19 protein-coding genes are annotated in these 16,865 nt (G+C 67.6%); 13 read left to right on the plus strand and 6 right to left on the minus strand.

Annotated features, from left to right (window positions below; translation table 11 throughout):
- The first annotated feature begins 6 nt into the window (after positions 1-6).
- The 4 genes from ACP7AU_RS07480 to ACP7AU_RS07495 are packed head-to-tail and all read left to right on the plus strand — an operon-like array spanning position 7 to position 5,171.
- Positions 7-1,521, plus strand: coding sequence for a cellulose synthase operon protein YhjQ/BcsQ (locus ACP7AU_RS07480; RefSeq protein ID WP_426051012.1), 1,515 nt, complete (start codon positions 7-9; stop codon positions 1,519-1,521).
- A gap of 3 nt (positions 1,522-1,524) precedes the next feature.
- Positions 1,525-3,156, plus strand: a complete 1,632-nt coding sequence (locus ACP7AU_RS07485) for a CpaF family protein (RefSeq protein WP_426038134.1) — start codon at positions 1,525-1,527, stop codon at positions 3,154-3,156.
- Positions 3,157-3,161: 5 nt separating this feature from the next.
- Positions 3,162-4,142: a type II secretion system F family protein gene (locus ACP7AU_RS07490; protein ID WP_426051013.1), complete on the plus strand. Its 981-nt coding sequence runs from the start codon at positions 3,162-3,164 to the stop codon at positions 4,140-4,142.
- A 9-nt stretch (positions 4,143-4,151) separates the two neighbouring features.
- A complete protein-coding gene (locus tag ACP7AU_RS07495) occupies positions 4,152-5,171 on the plus strand; it encodes a type II secretion system F family protein (RefSeq protein ID WP_426038138.1) in 1,020 nt (339 codons plus the stop codon).
- A gap of 6 nt (positions 5,172-5,177) precedes the next feature.
- Here ACP7AU_RS07495 and ACP7AU_RS07500 read toward each other — a convergent pair whose 3' ends face one another.
- Positions 5,178-5,609, minus strand: coding sequence for an SRPBCC family protein (locus ACP7AU_RS07500; protein ID WP_426038140.1), 432 nt, complete (start codon positions 5,607-5,609; stop codon positions 5,178-5,180).
- Between the two features lie 138 nt (positions 5,610-5,747).
- Positions 5,748-7,043, minus strand: a complete 1,296-nt coding sequence (locus ACP7AU_RS07505; RefSeq protein ID WP_426051014.1) for an MFS transporter — start codon at positions 7,041-7,043, stop codon at positions 5,748-5,750.
- Between the two features lie 302 nt (positions 7,044-7,345).
- On the opposite strand from ACP7AU_RS07505, the gene ACP7AU_RS07510 reads away from it, so the two are divergent.
- On the plus strand, positions 7,346-7,747 hold the full coding sequence (locus tag ACP7AU_RS07510) for an SRPBCC family protein (protein ID WP_426038144.1): 402 nt from the start codon (positions 7,346-7,348) through the stop codon (positions 7,745-7,747).
- A gap of 123 nt (positions 7,748-7,870) precedes the next feature.
- On the opposite strand, the gene ACP7AU_RS07515 is transcribed toward ACP7AU_RS07510, so the two are convergent.
- The gene (locus tag ACP7AU_RS07515; protein WP_426051015.1) at positions 7,871-8,260 is read right to left on the minus strand and encodes a hypothetical protein; all 390 of its coding nucleotides are present in this window, start codon (positions 8,258-8,260) and stop codon (positions 7,871-7,873) included.
- A 92-nt stretch (positions 8,261-8,352) separates the two neighbouring features.
- On the opposite strand from ACP7AU_RS07515, the gene ACP7AU_RS07520 reads away from it, so the two are divergent.
- From ACP7AU_RS07520 to ACP7AU_RS07530, 3 genes are all read left to right on the plus strand, one after another.
- Positions 8,353-9,672: an amidohydrolase gene (locus ACP7AU_RS07520; protein ID WP_426051016.1), complete on the plus strand. Its 1,320-nt coding sequence runs from the start codon at positions 8,353-8,355 to the stop codon at positions 9,670-9,672.
- Between the two features lie 83 nt (positions 9,673-9,755).
- The gene (locus ACP7AU_RS07525; RefSeq protein ID WP_426038150.1) at positions 9,756-9,905 is read left to right on the plus strand and encodes a hypothetical protein; all 150 of its coding nucleotides are present in this window, start codon (positions 9,756-9,758) and stop codon (positions 9,903-9,905) included.
- A 38-nt stretch (positions 9,906-9,943) separates the two neighbouring features.
- Positions 9,944-10,168, plus strand: coding sequence for a hypothetical protein (locus tag ACP7AU_RS07530; RefSeq protein WP_425991901.1), 225 nt, complete (start codon positions 9,944-9,946; stop codon positions 10,166-10,168).
- Here the strand turns inward: ACP7AU_RS07530 and dapE are convergent.
- A complete protein-coding gene (dapE, locus tag ACP7AU_RS07535; protein WP_426051017.1) occupies positions 10,165-11,349 on the minus strand; it encodes a succinyl-diaminopimelate desuccinylase in 1,185 nt (394 codons plus the stop codon). The genes ACP7AU_RS07530 and dapE overlap by 4 nt on opposite strands.
- 47 nt (positions 11,350-11,396) lie before the next feature.
- Here dapE and ACP7AU_RS07540 point away from each other — a divergent pair, with 47 nt between their 5' ends.
- Together ACP7AU_RS07540 and ACP7AU_RS07545 are read left to right on the plus strand one after the other, a co-directional pair.
- The gene (locus tag ACP7AU_RS07540; protein ID WP_426038155.1) at positions 11,397-11,873 is read left to right on the plus strand and encodes a cupin domain-containing protein; all 477 of its coding nucleotides are present in this window, start codon (positions 11,397-11,399) and stop codon (positions 11,871-11,873) included.
- Positions 11,857-13,152 (plus strand): MFS transporter, encoded by a 1,296-nt coding sequence (locus tag ACP7AU_RS07545; protein WP_426038157.1) that lies wholly within the window; start codon positions 11,857-11,859, stop codon positions 13,150-13,152. Before ACP7AU_RS07540 ends, ACP7AU_RS07545 begins: the two co-directional genes overlap by 17 nt.
- Positions 13,153-13,281: 129 nt before the next feature.
- Here ACP7AU_RS07545 and ACP7AU_RS07550 read toward each other — a convergent pair whose 3' ends face one another.
- Positions 13,282-14,304, minus strand: a complete 1,023-nt coding sequence (locus tag ACP7AU_RS07550) for a 2'-deoxycytidine 5'-triphosphate deaminase (RefSeq protein ID WP_426038159.1) — start codon at positions 14,302-14,304, stop codon at positions 13,282-13,284.
- An 89-nt stretch (positions 14,305-14,393) separates the two neighbouring features.
- Between ACP7AU_RS07550 and apaG the strand changes: the two genes are divergently transcribed.
- Complete coding sequence (apaG, locus tag ACP7AU_RS07555; protein ID WP_426038161.1) at positions 14,394-14,798, plus strand: Co2+/Mg2+ efflux protein ApaG; 405 nt, start codon at positions 14,394-14,396, stop codon at positions 14,796-14,798.
- Between the two features lie 253 nt (positions 14,799-15,051).
- Here the strand turns inward: apaG and ACP7AU_RS07560 are convergent, their stop codons facing one another.
- A complete protein-coding gene (locus ACP7AU_RS07560) occupies positions 15,052-15,570 on the minus strand; it encodes a GcrA family cell cycle regulator (protein WP_303696410.1) in 519 nt (172 codons plus the stop codon).
- 283 nt (positions 15,571-15,853) lie between these two features.
- Between ACP7AU_RS07560 and ACP7AU_RS07565 the strand changes: the two genes are divergently transcribed.
- Positions 15,854-15,976 carry a hypothetical protein gene (locus tag ACP7AU_RS07565; protein WP_426051018.1) on the plus strand — a complete coding sequence of 41 codons (123 nt, stop codon included), beginning with the start codon at positions 15,854-15,856 and terminating at the stop codon, positions 15,974-15,976.
- A 40-nt stretch (positions 15,977-16,016) separates the two neighbouring features.
- Positions 16,017-16,838 (plus strand): ABC transporter permease, encoded by an 822-nt coding sequence (locus ACP7AU_RS07570; protein ID WP_426051019.1) that lies wholly within the window; start codon positions 16,017-16,019, stop codon positions 16,836-16,838.
- Positions 16,839-16,865 lie beyond the last annotated feature (27 nt).

Consider the following 16,865-nt stretch of genomic DNA (forward strand, 5'->3'; position numbering starts at 1 on the left):
CGCGACATGACCCATGCCTCCGCCTCCCGCCCTTTTGACGACCTCGACGACGAGTTCGACGCCGATCTCGACTTCATGCCGGCCGCCGCGCCGTCGCCGGACGCCGACATCAATCCGCGCGAGCCGCTGCAGTTCACGGCTCCCGTCGGCGCTCCGGCTCCAGCAGGAGCGGTCGTCGCCCATCCCGGCCTGCCGATGGCTTCGGGACCCGGTCCCGCGCCGGGCTACAACCCGGTCGGCGAACTGGTGGCCGGCGCCTCCGCCGCCTTCGCGCCCCAGCTCTCCGGGCTGCAGAACGAGGTCACGGTCCCGCGCATCGCCATCCACGTCTTCGCCGAGCGTCAGGACACCCTCGCCGCCGCAGAGCGCGCCGGCCAGGATCGGCGCATGTCCCGCGCCACGACCCAGATCCGTGTCGGCGGCATCCCGGGGGCCCTGGACGCCTATTCGCAAGAGCCGACGCCGCCCCTGATCATCGTCGAATGCCTCGAGGATCCCCAGGCTCTGCTGTGGCAGGTCGACCGCCTGGCCGAGGTCTGCGACCCGGGCACCAAGGTCGTCGTTATCGGCGCGACCAACGACATCATCCTGTTCCGCGAGCTGATGAAGCGGGGCGTCAGCGAATACCTCGTCGCTCCGGTCCAGCCGTTGCAACTGATCGCCGCGATCGGCGGGCTTTTCTCCGACCCCGCCCAGCCGTTCGTCGGCCGCTCGATCGCCTTCGTTGGCGCGCGGGGCGGGGCGGGGGCTTCGTCCGTGGCGCACAACACCGCCTATGCGATGTCGGAGCGGATCGGGGCCAACACGGTCATCGTCGACTACGACCTGCCGTTCGGCACCGCCGGCCTCGACTTCAACCAGGACCCGCTGTCGGGCGTGGCCGACGCCTTGGGCCAGCCCGACCGGCTGGACGCCGTCCTGCTGGACCGGATGATGGTCCGCTGCACCGACAAGCTGTCGCTGTTCGCGGCCCCCGCGACCCTGGACACGGACTGGGACATCTCGCCCGACGCCTTCGAGGAGGTCACCGCCCAGATCCGCGGCACCGCGCCCTTCGTGGTCCTGGACCTGCCGCACATCTGGACCGGCTGGATGCGCAAGACCCTGATCTCGGCCGATGAGGTCGTGGTCGTGGCGACGCCGGATCTGGCCAGCCTGCGCAACGCCAAGAACATAATCGACCTGATCCGTTCGGGTCGTCCGAACGACGCGCCGCCCCGGCTGGTGCTGAATCAGGTCGGCGTGCCGGGTCGCCCGGAAATCCCGGCCAAGGACTTCGGCGCGGCCCTCGGCATCCATCCCAGCCTGTCGATTCCGTTCGATGCCAAGCTGTTCGGCATGGCGGCCAACAATGGCCAGATGATTCTCGACGCAGGGGCCAGGTCCAAGGCGGCCGAGGCCTTCCAGACCCTGGCCCAGATCGTCTCGCGCCGCGAACTGCCGATGATCGCCGGGCCCGGCAAGGCGTCGAAAGGCGAACAGAAGTCGATGTTCTCCGGCCTGTTCAAGAAGAAGACCTGACGGGTGTTCGGAAAGCGTACATCCCAGCCCGGCGGGGTAGCGACCCAGCCCCGGCCCGCGCCTGCGCCCCAGCCGGCCGAGGCGTTCGATGACGCCTTGCCGCCCCAACCGGACCAGGGTCAGCAGACCCAGGCCTTCGCCTATTCCGCCGAGGCCCCGCCGGCCGAGACCGGGTTCGCCCACACCTCCGGACGTGCGGCGTCCGCCCCGCCGTCGCCCGCTGCCGATCGCCTTGATGCGCTCGCCGCGCGGCCCAGGCCGGCCGCCGCCCCGCCACCGAACGCCGGACCCGGCCCCAAGGCCACTGCCGGCTTCGAACAGCTGAAAAAGGCCCAGGCGGTCGCCGAGATCGTCCGCGAGCAGAGCGACTACTACCACGCCACGAAGACGACGATCTTCAACGCGCTGATGAACACGATCGACCTGGCCCAGCTGGCCCAGCTCGATACCAAGGCCGCGTCGGAAGAGATCCGCGACATCGTCGCCGAACTGGTGGCGATCAAGAACGTCTCCATGTCGGTCGCCGAGCAGGAGCATCTGGTCCAGGACATCGTCAACGACGTCCTGGGTTACGGCCCGCTGGAGCCGCTGCTGGGCCGCGACGACATCGCCGACATCATGGTCAACGGCGCGGGCCGGGTGTTCATCGAGGTCAACGGCAAGGTCCAGCTGACCAATGTCCGCTTCCGCGACAACACCCAGCTGATGAACATCTGCCAGCGGATCGTGAGCCAGGTCGGCCGCCGCGTGGACGAGAGCTCCCCGATCTGCGACGCCCGCCTTCCGGACGGCAGCCGCGTCAACGTCATCGCGCCCCCGCTGGCCATCGACGGGCCCACCCTGACGATCCGTAAGTTCAAAAAAGACAAGCTGACGATGAAGAACCTGGTGGAGTACGCCTCCATCAGCCCGGAAGGGGCCCGCGTCCTGGGCGTCATCGGCGCCTGCCGCTGCAACATCGTCATCTCGGGCGGCACGGGTTCGGGCAAGACGACCCTGCTGAACACCCTGACCGCCTTCATCGACCCGACAGAGCGGGTCATCACCTGCGAGGACGCCGCCGAGCTGCAGCTGCAGCAGCCGCACGTCGTCCGTCTGGAAACCCGCCCGCCCAACCTCGAGGGCCAGGGCACGATCACCATGCGGGATCTGGTCAAGAACTGCCTGCGGATGCGTCCCGAGCGGATCATCGTCGGCGAGGTCCGCGGACCGGAGGCCTTCGACCTGCTGCAGGCGATGAACACCGGCCACGACGGCTCGATGGGCACGCTGCACGCCAACTCCCCGCGCGAAGCCATCAGCCGGATGGAATCGATGATCACTATGGGCGGCTACGGCCTGCCGTCCAAGACGATCCGCGAGATGATCGTCGGCTCGGTCGATGTTATCATCCAGGCCGCGCGCCTGCGCGACGGCTCGCGCCGCATCACCCACATCACCGAGGTGGTGGGGCTGGAAGGCGACGTGATCGTGACCCAGGACCTGTTCGTCTACGAGATCACCGGCGAGGACGAGAACGGCAAGATCGTCGGCCGTCACCGTTCGACCGGTATCGCCCGTCCCCGCTTCTGGGACCGCGCCCGCTACTACGGCCTGGAGCGCGAACTGGCCGAAGCGCTCGACGCGGCGGAGTAGGCGAGATGCTGCCGATCCTCGCCGCGATCCTCGCCTTCATCACCATCGGCGGCCTGGGCTGGGCCTTCGTCGGCGGCGATGATTCCAGCGCCCAGGCCCTGAAGCGCGCTGAAGGATTCACCTCTCCCTCGGCGCGCAACGCACGCGCCAAGGCCGCGAAGGCGGAGGTCAATACGCCCGAAGCCCGACGCAAGGCCATCGAGCTTCAACTCAAGGAGGCCGACCGCCAGGAGCGCAAGGCCCGCATGACGATGGCGGCCAAACTGAAGCACGCCGGCCTGGCCATGACGATCAGGACCTTCACGATCATCAGCATCGCCGCCGGGTTCATCGTCTTCCTGCTGGCGCTGCTGTTCGGGCCAAACGTTTTCGTCGCCCTGGGCGCGGGCCTGGTCGCCGGTCTGGGCTTGCCGCGCTGGGTCGTCGGCTTCATCGGCAAGAGCCGGATGAAGAAGTTCGCAGCCGAATTCCCCAACGCTGTCGATATCATCGTGCGCGGCATCAAGACCGGCCTGCCGGTCCACGAGTGTTTCAAGATCATCGGCAGGGAGAGCCCCGCGCCGCTCGGTCCCGAATTCCAGAAGCTGGTCGAGGGGCTGGGCGTGGGCCTGACCCTGTCCCAGGCCCTCGACCGGATGTACGAGCGGATGCCGACGCCGGAGCTGAAGTTCTTCGCCATCGTCATCGCCATCCAGCAGAAGACCGGCGGCAACCTGGCCGAGGCGCTGGGCAACCTTTCGACCGTGCTGCGTGCGCGCCGTATGATGGGGGAAAAGATCAAGGCCCTGTCGTCCGAGGCGGTGGCCTCGGCGGGCATCATCGGCTCCATGCCGCCCGTGGTCATGATCCTCGTCTCGATCACGACCCCCAGTTACATGTTGCTGATGTTCACCGACTTCCGCGGCCAGATCATGCTGCTGTGCGGCGCCACCTGGATGGCGATCGGCATCTTCGTGATGAAGCGCATGATTTCGTTCAAGTTCTAGGAGGGCGAGATGGAATCCATCATGCGCGCCATCGTCGAGCCGGTGAACCTGATCAGTCTGGCGGTCGCCGTGCTGGTCTTCGCCACCATCCTGACCCTGCTGGGCGGAATGGGGAGCGGCGTGGCCCTGGAAAGCCGGATGAAGGCGGTCGCCGTGCGCCGCGACGAGCTGAAGCGCCGGTCGCGTCAGGCCATCGCCGGCGGGCAGGGCGGTCTGCGCCATACCGACGACGGCTTCAAGAAGCGGGTCGTCGACCGGCTGAACCTGACCAAGATGCTGGAGGACCCCAAGGTCGTCGAGCAGATGGCCCAGGCCGGCTTCCGGGGCCCCCGGCCGCTGACGACCTTCTACTTCTTCCGGTTCGCCTCGCCCTTCGTCGGCTTCCTGCTGGCGGGGGTCTACATCTTCTTCATCAACGACTTCGGCCAGCCGTTGATGGTCAAGGTGGCGATCGTGATGGCGGGCGCCATGGCCGGGTTCTACGCCCCGAACATGTTCCTCCAGAACGTGATCGCCAAGCGCAAGACGTCGATCATGCAGGCCTTTCCCGACGCGCTCGACCTGATGCTGATCTGCGTCGAGGCGGGGATGTCGATCGAGTCCGCGATCGTGAAGGTGGCCCAAGAGATCGGCACCACCTCCATCGCCCTGGCCGAGGAACTCAGCCTGCTGTCCGCCGAGCTCAGCTACCTGCCAGAGCGCCGCATGGCCTATGAGGGCCTGGCCAAACGGACCAACCATCCGGGCGTCCGCGCCGTCGCCACGGCCATGGTCCAGGCCGAACAGTACGGCACGCCCCTAGGGTCCGCGCTGCGGACCATGGCCAAGGAAAACCGCGATCTGCGCCTGTCGGCGGCGGAGAAGAAGGCGGCGGCCCTGCCGGCCCAGCTGACTGTGCCGATGATCCTGTTCTTCCTGCCGGTGCTGTTCACCGTCATCCTGGGTCCGGCCATCATCAAGATCCAGGACACCATGGCCTCGAATGCGGCCAGGGACGTGCCCCGCGCCGAGCAGAGCGCGGAGAAATAGGTCCGCCTACAGGCTGTCGACCTTCAGCTTCAAAGCCTCGCCGATGGCTTCGCAGGCGGTGCGGATCGTCTTCTTGTGCTTGTCGTGGAAGCCTTCGCCGCGGAAGCCGGAGAAGATGAAGCCGTTGGCGATGATGCAGCTGCCGGGCTCGAGTTCCTCGATCTCGTAGTAGCGGACCACGTTGAACAGCCAGCCGCGCTTCTCGGTCCAGACCAGCTGGGCGTTCGGCTGCCAGTCGGCGACGCGACCGGTGACCTGACGCTCCGGCTGGCCTTCGATGCGTTCCGTCAGATTGATCACGCCGCCGAAGGCGATGGTTCCGCTGACGCCCGTTTCGATCGGGTTCCACTGGTCCCAGCCCGGCAGGTCGGCGATGACCTCCCAGATCCTGTCGGAAGGGGCGCGGACGCCGACGCGTTTTTCGACCTTGAAGTTCATGCCCGACGATGTCGCAAGCCTCTCGCCCGGACGCAAGACCGGCCATTCTGGTTGCGGGCTACCGCTCGCCCCGGGTCCGATCTTCGGTCGGCCCGAGGACAGGTTCTGGGGCTGCTCGGTGCACCAGCCCGCCCACAGCTAGCGGTTGCCCTCAGGCCCTGGTTGCGAGGCCGGCGGCGCATCGGGCGGGGGGTTGTCCTCGACGCCCGGGGTGGGGTCGTAGCGCAGCACCGGGCTGAGGTAGGCCAGGGCGACGCCCGCCGCGAGCAAGGCTGCGTTGGCCGCGAACGGCGCCCACTCGACCATCTCGTACAGCGCTACCCCGACGACCGGCGGCACCAGGAAACTGAGCCCCGCCAGCGACATCATCAGCCCGGCGATGGCCCCCTGCTCGTGCGGCCCCACCGCGATCGAGGCGCCCGCAGTGAAGCCCGGCCGGGCGAAACCGACCCCCATCGACACCACGGCATAGCCAACGACGACCCCGAAATAGGCCGGGGCCGCGATCGTCAGCAGGTTGCCAAGCAGGGCCAGGATCGCCCCCCAGCGCATCAGCTGGAGCGGCTGCATCTTGAGCAGGGGGATCAGTCCCCATTGCACCATCAGGGTCGCCAGGGCGCCCGCGAACATGGCCAAGCCGATGAAGGGCTGGGCCTGGCGCGCCTTTATTCCGGTAGCCGCGAACTCGTCGATGATGTGGAAACCCAGGACCGAGATGTTGACCGCCTGGGCCCCCGTGATGAACAGGCCGAACAGCAGGAAGTCGCGCACACGCGGGTCGCGCCACAGGCCCCTGGCGGCGGCGCCGCGTCGTCCGCTGGGCGAGGGGGTGCGGATCACCTCGCCGCTCGGGAGCTTGAACCAGACGACCAGCAGCACGACCACGCCGACGAGTGCATAGACGTACATCGGTCCCGCCAGCCCCACGAGCGGCAGGATGAAGAAGGGCGACAGCACCGGCCCTATCACCGTGCCCAGGCCCTGGGCCGAGGCCAGCAGGGACATGGCCTGGGTTCGTTGCTCCGGGGTGGTGCGGTCGGCGACATAGGCCTGGGAGGCGATGGGAGATGCGGAGCCGAACACGCCGTAGATGGTCCGGGCCGTCGCCATCAGGATGAAGGCGACGCCGGCGCCCAGCCAGCCCTCGATGCCGGAGGTCGCCGCCAGACCGAAGCCGGTCATCGAGACGACGAAGCCTGTCAGGCCGATCAGGATGACCTTCTTGCGCCCGATACTGTCCGACCAGCGCGCCCAGAACGGCGAGGTCAACGTCCACATCAGGGCCGAGATGGCGAAGGCGCCGGCGACCAGGGTGTCGGCCAGATGGAACTCGCGCCCGATCGCCGGGAGCACCGACTGCAGCCCCATGTTCCCCGCCGTCGCGATCAGGCTGACGGCGAACAGGATCATGAAGGCGGGAGAGCGGGGGGACATGGAGTCTTGTCTGGATCCGTGTTCGGAGGAGGGGGCCGCGACTCTGAAAATAGAGTCTACGGAGTCGACAAAGTCTACATCGAAGGCGGGCGGCGGGACGGCCGTTCGAAAAGTCGGGAAAGTGTCGCACGATTTTCAGAGGCGCCTGAAATAAACCTGTAAATTTCGTCGCGATGCTGAAATCGTTGAGAGATTCCGGGCGTGCGTTGATGGGTGTCGTGTGGAAGGTCGGCGATCCCGTCCGAATGCCGCGAGACATCGGGCGACGAATTCGCCACCGTGCAGGGGAACGGGAGACGGGTATGGCCACCCTCCACATCGAGCGGATCATCGAGGCGTCGGCGGACTTCGTCTGGGATCGGCTGCGCGATTTCGGGGCGCTGCACGCCCGGGTCGCGCCGGGTTTCATCCTGGACACGGTGGTCGATGGGGACATCCGCACCGTTACCTTCAACGGAGGCCTGGTCATGCGCGAGCGGCTGATCGCCATCGACGACGACCATCGCCGCATTGTCTATTCGATCCTCGCTGATCTGTTCGAACACCACAGCGCCTCGAATACCATCGTGCCTGAAGGCGAGGACCGATGCCGGTTCGTCTGGGTCGTCGATTTCCTCCCGGAAGGACCGGGCGAGCGGATCGAGGCGATGATGAACGCCGGCGCCGATGCGATTAAAGCCGCGATGGAGAAGGTGGTCGCGTGATCCCTCTCCCAAAGGGAGAGGGCTTGAGCGTCCAGGAGCGCAGCGATTGGAAACGCGAAAGGGTGAGGGGCTGGCGCTAACCGGTGGGGGCAACCCCTCACCCTTTCGGCTAAGAACGCATCGCTACGCTCTGCGAGCCTCAAGCCCTCTCCCGCCGGGAGAGGGGGGCTCGACGACGGTCAACGTCGGCTTCAGCCGTCGCCCGTCGTCGAGCCCCAGCCGCGCCTTGACCTCGAACAGGTCGGCGCCGACCGGGACGATCAGCAGGGCCTTGGGGTTCGCCGCGTTGATGGCGACGACCGCATTCTTCGGACAGACGTCGAAACAGGCCGTCTCGATCACGGCCAGCTCCGCCTTGCGCCCCTTGCCGTCGCCGGGCTTCAGATACTTCTTCAGCGCCTTCTTCAGGCTCTTGTCGCCGTGCGGGCCGAAGCCGCCATCGAGCCTCTTCTGGCATTTCTTGCAGACCAGGACGACGTCGCGCCATTTCGTCTTCGAGGTCTTGATGGTCATGACCTGATGTCGGTCAACGAGCGGCGTGACGCAAGGCGCTTGCGTCCGCGGACGCGACACCGTCATCATCCCGCACCTTCCCGGGAGCTTTCATGATCCGTATCGCCGCGCACTCCGTTTTCTGGGCCGCCGCCCTCACCCTCGTCGCGGCTCCCGCCTTCGCCCAGACCGTGCCCGCCGCCGACATCGCGACGGCGGCGCAAGGGATCGAGGCGGATGTCATCGCCTGGCGCCGCGACCTCCATGCCCATCCGGAACTCGGCCTGGCCGAGACGCGCACGGCTGCCTTCGTCGCCGGGCATCTGCGCGAAATGGGCATCGAGGTGCGCGAGGGCGTGGGACGCACCGGCGTCATCGGCGTCCTGCGCGGGACCGGATCCGGGCTGCAGCACGTCGTCGCCCTGCGCGCCGACATGGACGCCCTGCCGGTGCTGGAAGCGACGGGTCTTCCGTTCGCCTCGACTGCGACGGGGACCTATCAGGGCCAGACTGTGCCGGTGGCCCACGCCTGCGGTCATGACGCCCACATCGCCATGCTGCTGGGCGCCGCGCGCGTGCTGAGCGAGATGAAAGACCGGTTCGCGGGGACCGTCGTCTTCATCTTCCAGCCGGCGGAGGAGGGGGGTCCTCCGGGAGAGCCGCTGGGCGGCGCCCGGCTGATGATCCAGGACGGAGCTCTTGAGAACCCGAAGGTCGAGGCCATCTTCGGCCTGCATGTCGTGCCGGGCCGGGCGGGGACGGTCTTCTATCGACCGCAGGGCTTTATGGCCGCGTCGGACCGGATCGACATCACCCTGCACGGGCGCCAGACGCACGGCGCCTGGCCGTGGCGCGGCGTCGACGTCATCGCCGTGGCGGGACAGGTGATCCAGACGGTGAACACCCTGACGGCCCGGACCATCGATCCGACGACCACGCCGACCGTCTTCACCATCGCCACGATCCAGGCGGGCGTCCGCTACAACATCATTCCCGACGAGGCGGTGATGTCGGGCACGCTGCGCACCTTCGACGTGGCCCAGCGCGACGATCTGGTGAAGCGGGCCGAGGCTGCCATCGACCACGTCGCCGAAGCCTATGGCGCGACCGCCGACTTCTCGATCCGCCAGAACGCCGCCCTGGTGTTCAACAATGAAGACCTGTCCGCCTGGCTGGCCCCGGTCCTGACCGAGGCTGCGGGCGAGGGCAACGTCAACTCGGCGGCGCCGCCGACGACGGTGGCGGAGGACTTCTCCTACTTCCAGAATGAGGTCCCGGGGGTCTTCTACCACCTTGGCGGGACCGCCGACGGCGTCGATCCGGCGACGGCCGCGCCGAACCACTCGCCCCGGTTCGACGTCAACGAGGATGTGCTGGTGCTCGGTGTGAAGACCCATGCCCTCTCGGCCCTGCGCTTTCTGGAGCGGGAATAGGTCAACGGCGGGTTCGCCACGTTTGTGCACGATCGCTCAAGAACCCGGGCGCACCCTGCGAAGGTTACGCCCGGAGAGCGACCATGAGGATCCTGAACTTCCATCTTCCCGCCATCGAGCCGATGTCTCGACACCAGCTCTGGCGAGAGACCGGCTTCTTCCTCGCCTCCTTTCTCGCGACGATGGGTGGAGCGGTGGTGATGATGAATCACGCAGCGGCGGTCCTCGCCTGAAGCTTGACCTGCGGCGCAGGGGCGGCGAGGGGAGGCCAATGACCTCCTCCGACACCGAACTGGAACGCTTCAAGGCCGCGCGCGACACGGCGATCCATCGCCTGAACCTGATCCAGCAGGGCGCGCAGATCCTCTATGAGGACGGCACGCCCGTGGATATGGCGTCGGAAAAGGCGCGACTTGAGGCTTTGGTCGCCGACATGGACCGCCGTATCGCCCGATTGGCGCTGATGGCTGCGACGCCGACCGGACCGCTGAACTAGCCGGCCAGAACCGCCTTGATGACCCTGCGATAGGTCGCGGTCAGGGCATCGAGCTCGACGACCGGAACCCGCTCGTCGATCTGATGCATGGTCTGCCCGACGAGGCCCAGCTCAAGGACCGGACACAGGACGCGGATGAAACGGGCGTCCGACGTGCCGCCCGTGGTGGAGGCTTCCGGGCGCACGCCGGTCGAGGCCTCCACCGCGTCCTGCACCGCCGTCACGAACGGGCCGTGCGGCGTCAGAAAGGCGTCGCCGGAGCACATGTGGTCCAGGGTGATCTGCAGGCCGGTCTCGGCCTGGATACGCCCCGCCTCGCGGTTCAGCCAGTCGATCAGGCCGTCGCCGGTCTGGGCCGGGTTGAAGCGGATATTGAGCCGCGCGCGGGCCTCCGCCGGGATGACGTTCGTCGCCGGATTGGCGATGTCGATGGTGGTGATCTCCAGGTTTGACGGCTGGAAGGCTTCGTAGCCCGTGTCGAGCACATGGGCGTCGAGCGCGGCCAGCAGGCGCACCAGCACGGGGGCCGGATTGGCGGCCCGGGCGGGATAGGCGACGTGGCCCTGTTTGCCGTGGACGGTGATCCAGGTGTTCAGCGAGCCGCGCCGGCCGATCTTGATCATGTCGCCGAGCTGCTGCTGCGACGACGGTTCGCCGACGACGCAGGCGTCGATGACCTCGCCCTCGGCCATCAGGGTCTCGACCACCCGTTTGGTGCCGTGCAGCGCGGGGCCCTCTTCGTCGCCGGTGATGAGGAAGGAGAGGGAGCCTGCCGGTTCGCCCTCGGCCAGGACCTGCGACACGGCGGCGACCCAGGCGGCGATACCGCCCTTCATGTCCACGGCCCCCCGGCCATAGAGGATGCCATCCCTGACCTCGGCCTCGAACGGGCCGGACGACCAGGCGGCGGCCTCGCCGGTCGGGACGACGTCGGTGTGGCCGGCGAAGCAGAGGTTGGGCGAGGCGGTCCCGCGCCGGGCGTAGAGGTTCTCGATCCGCGCCTCCCTGCCCTCGCCGCCCGGCCCCTCGAAGGCCATGCGGCGGCAGGTGAAGCCGAGGTCGGTGAGGACGCGCTGAAGGGTGTCCATGGCGCCCGCGTCAGCGGGTGTGACGGACGGCCTGCGGATCAGGTCACGGGTCAGTTCGACAGGATCGATGACAGGAGTTGATGCTGCGCCCATGCGGCTATGCTTTAGGGAGATCGCGTCCAGCCGGAAAGGGGACCGCCATGCCGAAGATCGACCTCGATGCCGCACCGACCGGTCACGGGACCGCCTATCCGGAGGAGCACGCCGAACACTGCAAGCCGCGCCGTCGCTGGAAGCTGGGTGACGCGGCCGGGCTGGATCAGTTCGGGGTCAACATGCTGCGGCTTCCGGCCGGGGCGTGGTCGTCGCAGCGCCACTGGCATGTGACCGAGGACGAGTTCGTCTGGGTCCTGTCCGGCGAGGTGGTCCTGATCGAGGAGGACGGCGAGACGGTGCTGAGGGCCGGCGACTGTGCGGGCTTCAAGGCGGGCGTGCCGAACGGCCACAAGATCGAGAACCGATCGGGCGCCGAGGCGGTTCTGCTGGAAGTCGGGACGCGCACCCCCGGCGGCGACGGGGCCGACTATCCCGACATCGACATGGTCCTGCCCCTGGGGGGGGACCGTTATTTCCACCGAGACGGAACGCCGTACCCGAAACATGACCGACGCACCTGAGGCGCCCGAGCCGATCACCAAGCCCAACGCCGAAGCCGCGCTGGCCGCCCACGGGACCAATCCCTGGGCCATCAACGATTTCCGTTTGATCTGGCTGGGCCGGCTCGCGGCGGTGCTGGCGATCCAGATCCAGTCCTCGGCCCTGTTGTGGCAGGTCTATGAGATCGCGCGCCGCGACCATCCAATCGAACAGGCCAGCCTCTATCTCGGCCTCGTCGGGCTGGCGCAGTTCATCCCCTTGCTGCTGTTGACCCTGCCGGCCGGGGAGATGGCGGATCGGCGCGATCGGAGGGGCACGGTGATCCTGGCGATCCTGGCCGAGGGGACCTGCGCCCTGTCGTTCATGGCCATGGCGATTCACGGCAATCCGCCGCTGTGGGGACTTCTGGCCGTGGCCGTCGGGTTCGGGGCGTCGCGGGCTTTCCTTGCCCCGGCGAGCCAGGCCTATCTGCCGATGGTGGTCGGGCGCGCCGCCCTGCCGCGCGCCATCGCGGCCCAGTCGATCGCCTTCCAGACCGGGGCCATCGCCGGCCCGGCACTGGGTGGCGTCATCGTCGGCGTGAACGTGCCGCTGGCCTATGCGGTGTCGCTGGCCATGTTCGCCGTGGGCCTGATCTGTTTCCTGATCATCAAGACGAGCGGCAAGCCGACGCAGGTCGAGGCCGCGGGCGATCGCTGGGAGGCGGTGAAGGACGGGCTGAAATATGTCTGGAGCACGAAGATCGTGCTGGGCGCGATCTCGCTCGACCTGATCGTGGTGCTGTTCGCCGGCGTGGCCCTGCTGACGCCGATCTTCGCCAGGGACATCCTGCATGTCGGGCCGGAAGGGTTCGGCCTGCTGCGCGCCTCGTTCGGGGTCGGAGCCTTCATGATGGCCCTGATCCTGGCCCGCTATCCGATCCCCGGTCGGGGCGGGATGCTGATGTTCGCCTCGGTCGCCGTGTTCGGGATCTGCACCATTGTCTTCGGCCTCTCGAAGGTTGTCTGGATCTCGGCGGCGGCCCTGTTTATCGGCGGAGCCGCCGACATGATCAGCGTCAACATCCGCCAGACCCTGATCCAGCTGTCGACGCCGGATCACATGCGCGGGCGGGTGTCGTCGGTGTCGATGCTGTTCATCGGCGCGTCGAACGAACTGGGCGAGGCCTACTCCGGGGTGATGGTACGGTTCCTCGGGCCGATCGGGGCTGCCGTGTTCGGCGGGGTCGGGGCGCTGGCGGCGACGGGCGTGTGGGCGAAACTGTTCCCCAGTCTGAGGAAGGCCGACAAGCTGGTGTGAATCCTCCCCCATCGGGGGAGGGGGACCGCGAAGCGGTGGAGGGGGCAACCTCAGACGCCGGAGGTGGGGCGAGCCCCCTCCACCGCTTCGCGAAGGCGCGCCGCGCCACCTCCCCCAACGAGGGAGGATCTAGCCCCACGCCCGGAAATGCTTCGACAGCTTCAGCCCCTGCCGCTGGTAGTGGCTGCCGCCCTCGCCGTAGAGGCGTGAGGGGCGTTCGGTCAGCGGTTCATAGACCAGTCGGGCGACGATCTGGCCGTGTTCCAGCAGGAACGGCGTATCGTGGGTGCGGACCTCCAGCACCCCTTTCGATCCGGCGCCGTGGGCCTCGTCGGTGCCGAAGCCGGGGTCGAAGAAGCCGGCGTAGTGGACGCGGAACTCGCCGACGCTGGGGTCGATCGGTGTCATCTCGGCGGCCTGCATGACCGGGATTTCGACCGCTTCGTTCGAGGCCAGGATGTAGAACTCGCCCGGGTCCAGCAGCAGTTCGCCGCGACGGAGCGTCAGCGGTTCCCAGAAATCCTTCGGGTCGTGGCCGTCGATCTTGTCGAGATCGACGACGCCGGCGTGCCGACGGCCGCGGAAGCCGACGATGTCGCCGGTCTGGAGGTCGACGCCGACGCTGCGGGTCTCCAGCTTCGGCGGCTCCCCGGCCTTCAGGCGTAGCTGGTTCAGCCGGGTGCCGGGGCGCACCAGGATGGAGAAGGTCTGGGGCGCGATCTCCAGATACAGCGGTCCCTCATAGCCCTCGTCCACATCGTCGAACGCGCCGCCACGATCCGTGAGCAGGCGCACGAAGACATCGACACGGCCGGTCGAGGACTTCGGATTGGCGCGCGCGATCAGGCCCTTGGGAAGGTTCAGCTGCTCCTGAAGTTCGGCGATATAGACGCAGCCCTTTTCCAGAACGACGCCGTTGGTCATGTCGATCGGGTGCATCTCGACGTCGGCGATCCGCTCGGACACCAGTCGGCGGCCCGGCAGGAAGGACGCGCGCACGCGCCAGGCGCGGTCGGACAGGCGCAGGTCGAGACTGGCCGGCTGGACCTGGTCGGCGTCCCAGGGCGTGGCCGATCTGATTGCTCCGGCGGCGATCAGGGCCTCGATGGACTGGGCCGGCAGGATGCCCGGCGTGGGGAATTCAAGAGTCATGGAGAACGGCATACACAGGGATTGCCGCCAGAAATAGCGGGTTGGGCGACCACGCTTGCCACGATCCCGGCTCCGGGCGACGGTGGGTCATGCATGAGACCGCACCCTATGTGGCTGAAACCCAAGGCGTCATCGTGCGCGTTCGGCCCAGCTATCTGGCCGGCCAGTCCGATCCGGACGAGCGTCGCTGGGTCTGGGCCTACCAGGTAGAGATCGAAAACCACGGCCCCGAGGCAGTACAACTGATGGCGCGCCGCTGGGTCATCACTGACGCCACGGGTCATGTCGAGACGGTGCGCGGACCGGGGGTGGTCGGCGAACAGCCCTTGATCGCGCCGGGCGACAGCTATTCCTATGCGTCCGGATGCCCGCTCCCGACGCCGTCGGGATCGATGGAGGGGGCCTATATGATGACCGACGCCACCGGCCGGTCGTTCGAGGCCGTCATCCCCGCCTTCAGCCTGGACGTGCCGGGCGGCCGGGTTTTGAACTGACCCGGCCGGGCGAGGGGGGCGTGTCAAACGGGCCCAAGCAGCGAGACGCCGCGCGTCGAGCGGTAGCCTACAAAGAGAGAGGTGGGGGGCTGCGTCAACCCGGATAACCGCAGCCCCGCCCCGGTCTCGCCAGGGACCTGGCGAGGCGGATGTGTCCCCGTTTTCGCGGGGATGACAATCGACGGGTCTCTGCGGAGATGACACTCCGCGCTCAAGCAGTGAGCGACCGCGTCGCGAGCGATAGCGCCCTTAGCTAGATGTAGCGACGCAGGCTGCGAGCCAGCTCTTCCTTGCCGCCGCGCTTCATCTGCGGCTGGTAGGCGACACGGGCGTGTTCCTGACAGTAGACGCCTTCCGAGGCGCGACGGCCGCAGAAGCTGAACTCGGTCGAGGACGGGTCCCCGATCGGCCATTTGCACATGTGGGCGCCCAGGGTCATTACCGTGGCGGTGCCGGGCATTTCGGCGACGGCCGGCAAGCTGGGGGTCGTCACGACCGGGCGCGGCACGGCCTGTGCGGCCTCGATACGCCGAGGCGCCGACGGCTGGGCCGGGGGCGTGGTGCGCGTACGGGCCGGGCGGAAGGCGGTGGCGGTGCGCGCCGGCTGCGACGGGGTCGCGCGACCCGACAGGCCGAGGCGGTGGACCTTGCCGATGACGGCGTTGCGGGTAACGCCGCCGCCCAGCTGTTTGGCGATCTGCGAGGCGGATTGCCCCTCGAGCCACAGCTTCTTCAGCGCGCCGACGCGATCTTCGGTCCAGCCTGCGGTCATGCCACCCTCCGGGGTACAGTTTTGATTCAACATTTGGCGCCTGGAGCCCCTCCCGGGTCCCGTCAGCCACAACTAATCGTAAACGAGACCTTAACAGACGCAAGATGTGCGAATCAGTCGTCCACAGAAACTACATCTTGAATCGGTGTTCGCTGAGCCAGCCCAAGCGCCGCGATACGGAACAGGCGCGGGCGGGCCGGGTTTCGGCTCTATGTCCAATACGCCTCTCGTCGACCCGCCGATCACGCGTAAGCCTATGACTCCATTGGCGGGCGATGGCTGCGTGAGGGTCGTCGATCCGCCGGAGATCGCCATCACCATGACGCCCGACGCTGCCGAGATATCGGGCCTGCGCCTCATCGCCGAGGCGGACGAGGCGCGGCGCAGGGCTAACCCCCTCGCCTGAGCCCTTGCGTGTCGTGTCACGCGGCCGCATCTGACGGACCATGACCGATCTCGCCTCCACCCGCCCCTCCGGCCTGCCGACCCCGCGCCACTACGCCGGGGTCAACTGGATCGGAGTGCAGACCCTGTACCTGCGCGAGGTCCGGCGCTTCTGGAAGGTCGGAGCCCAGACGGTCGCCGCCCCGGTGGTGACGACCCTGCTCTATATGCTGGTCTTCGTCGTGGCGCTGAAGGGCGCGCGGCCGCCGCTGCACGGCACCCCCTTCGCCGAGTTCGTGGCTCCGGGCCTGATCATGATGGCGATCCTGAACAACGCCTTCGCCAACGCCTCTTCAAGCCTCATCCAGGCCAAGATCATGGGCACCTCGACCGACTTCCTCACGCCCCCGCTGAGCCCGCTGGAGCTGACGATCGGCTTCTCGCTCGGCGCCGCGACCCGGGGCATCGTGGTCGGCCTGGTTACGGCGATCTGCGTCATGCCGTTCGCCAAACTGGGCGTGACCCATATTGCGGCCATCCTGTATTTCAGCCTGATCGCGTCCCTGCTGATGGGGATGGTCGGCGTCCTCGCCGGTCTGTGGTCCGAGAAGTTCGACCAGTTATCAGCGGTCCAGAATTTCGTCGTCCTGCCGATGACCTTCCTGTCGGGCACCTTCTATCTGGTCGAGAACCTGCCGCAGCCGTTCGCCGCCATCAGCCTCTGGAACCCGTTCTTCTATCTGATCGACGGCTTCCGCTACGGCTTCATCGGCCACGCGGAGGGCAACCTTCTGGTTGGCGTCGGGATGTCGGGCGTCTTGACCGTCGTCATGGCCGGAGCCTGCTGGATGGTGTTCAGGTCCGGCTGGCGGCTGAAGAGCTGACGACGGGCCGTCATCCGCAAAGAGTGC

It is taken from the genome of Brevundimonas sp. SL161 (assembly GCF_049896985.1).
Taxonomy (GTDB): Bacteria; Pseudomonadota; Alphaproteobacteria; order Caulobacterales; family Caulobacteraceae; genus Brevundimonas.

Excerpts from the sequence above, each read along its gene's own strand:
- ACP7AU_RS07530 (WP_425991901.1), top strand. The coding sequence starts at position 9,944 with ATGACCTCCTCCGACACCGAACTGGAACGCTTCAAGGCCGCGCGCGAC.
- ACP7AU_RS07550 (WP_426038159.1), bottom strand. The coding sequence starts at position 14,304 with ATGACTCTTGAATTCCCCACGCCGGGCATCCTGCCGGCCCAGTCCATC.
- ACP7AU_RS07480 (WP_426051012.1), top strand. The coding sequence starts at position 7 with ATGACCCATGCCTCCGCCTCCCGCCCTTTTGACGACCTCGACGACGAG.
- ACP7AU_RS07570 (WP_426051019.1), top strand. The coding sequence starts at position 16,017 with ATGACCGATCTCGCCTCCACCCGCCCCTCCGGCCTGCCGACCCCGCGC.
- dapE (WP_426051017.1), bottom strand. The coding sequence starts at position 11,349 with ATGGGCGCAGCATCAACTCCTGTCATCGATCCTGTCGAACTGACCCGT.
- apaG (WP_426038161.1), top strand. The coding sequence starts at position 14,394 with ATGCATGAGACCGCACCCTATGTGGCTGAAACCCAAGGCGTCATCGTG.
- ACP7AU_RS07540 (WP_426038155.1), top strand. The coding sequence starts at position 11,397 with ATGCCGAAGATCGACCTCGATGCCGCACCGACCGGTCACGGGACCGCC.
- ACP7AU_RS07560 (WP_303696410.1), bottom strand. The coding sequence starts at position 15,570 with ATGACCGCAGGCTGGACCGAAGATCGCGTCGGCGCGCTGAAGAAGCTG.
- ACP7AU_RS07490 (WP_426051013.1), top strand. The coding sequence starts at position 3,162 with ATGCTGCCGATCCTCGCCGCGATCCTCGCCTTCATCACCATCGGCGGC.
- ACP7AU_RS07510 (WP_426038144.1), top strand. The coding sequence starts at position 7,346 with ATGGCCACCCTCCACATCGAGCGGATCATCGAGGCGTCGGCGGACTTC.
- ACP7AU_RS07525 (WP_426038150.1), top strand. The coding sequence starts at position 9,756 with ATGAGGATCCTGAACTTCCATCTTCCCGCCATCGAGCCGATGTCTCGA.
- ACP7AU_RS07515 (WP_426051015.1), bottom strand. The coding sequence starts at position 8,260 with ATGACCATCAAGACCTCGAAGACGAAATGGCGCGACGTCGTCCTGGTC.
- ACP7AU_RS07505 (WP_426051014.1), bottom strand. The coding sequence starts at position 7,043 with ATGTCCCCCCGCTCTCCCGCCTTCATGATCCTGTTCGCCGTCAGCCTG.
- ACP7AU_RS07520 (WP_426051016.1), top strand. The coding sequence starts at position 8,353 with ATGATCCGTATCGCCGCGCACTCCGTTTTCTGGGCCGCCGCCCTCACC.
- ACP7AU_RS07545 (WP_426038157.1), top strand. The coding sequence starts at position 11,857 with ATGACCGACGCACCTGAGGCGCCCGAGCCGATCACCAAGCCCAACGCC.
- ACP7AU_RS07500 (WP_426038140.1), bottom strand. The coding sequence starts at position 5,609 with ATGAACTTCAAGGTCGAAAAACGCGTCGGCGTCCGCGCCCCTTCCGAC.
- ACP7AU_RS07495 (WP_426038138.1), top strand. The coding sequence starts at position 4,152 with ATGGAATCCATCATGCGCGCCATCGTCGAGCCGGTGAACCTGATCAGT.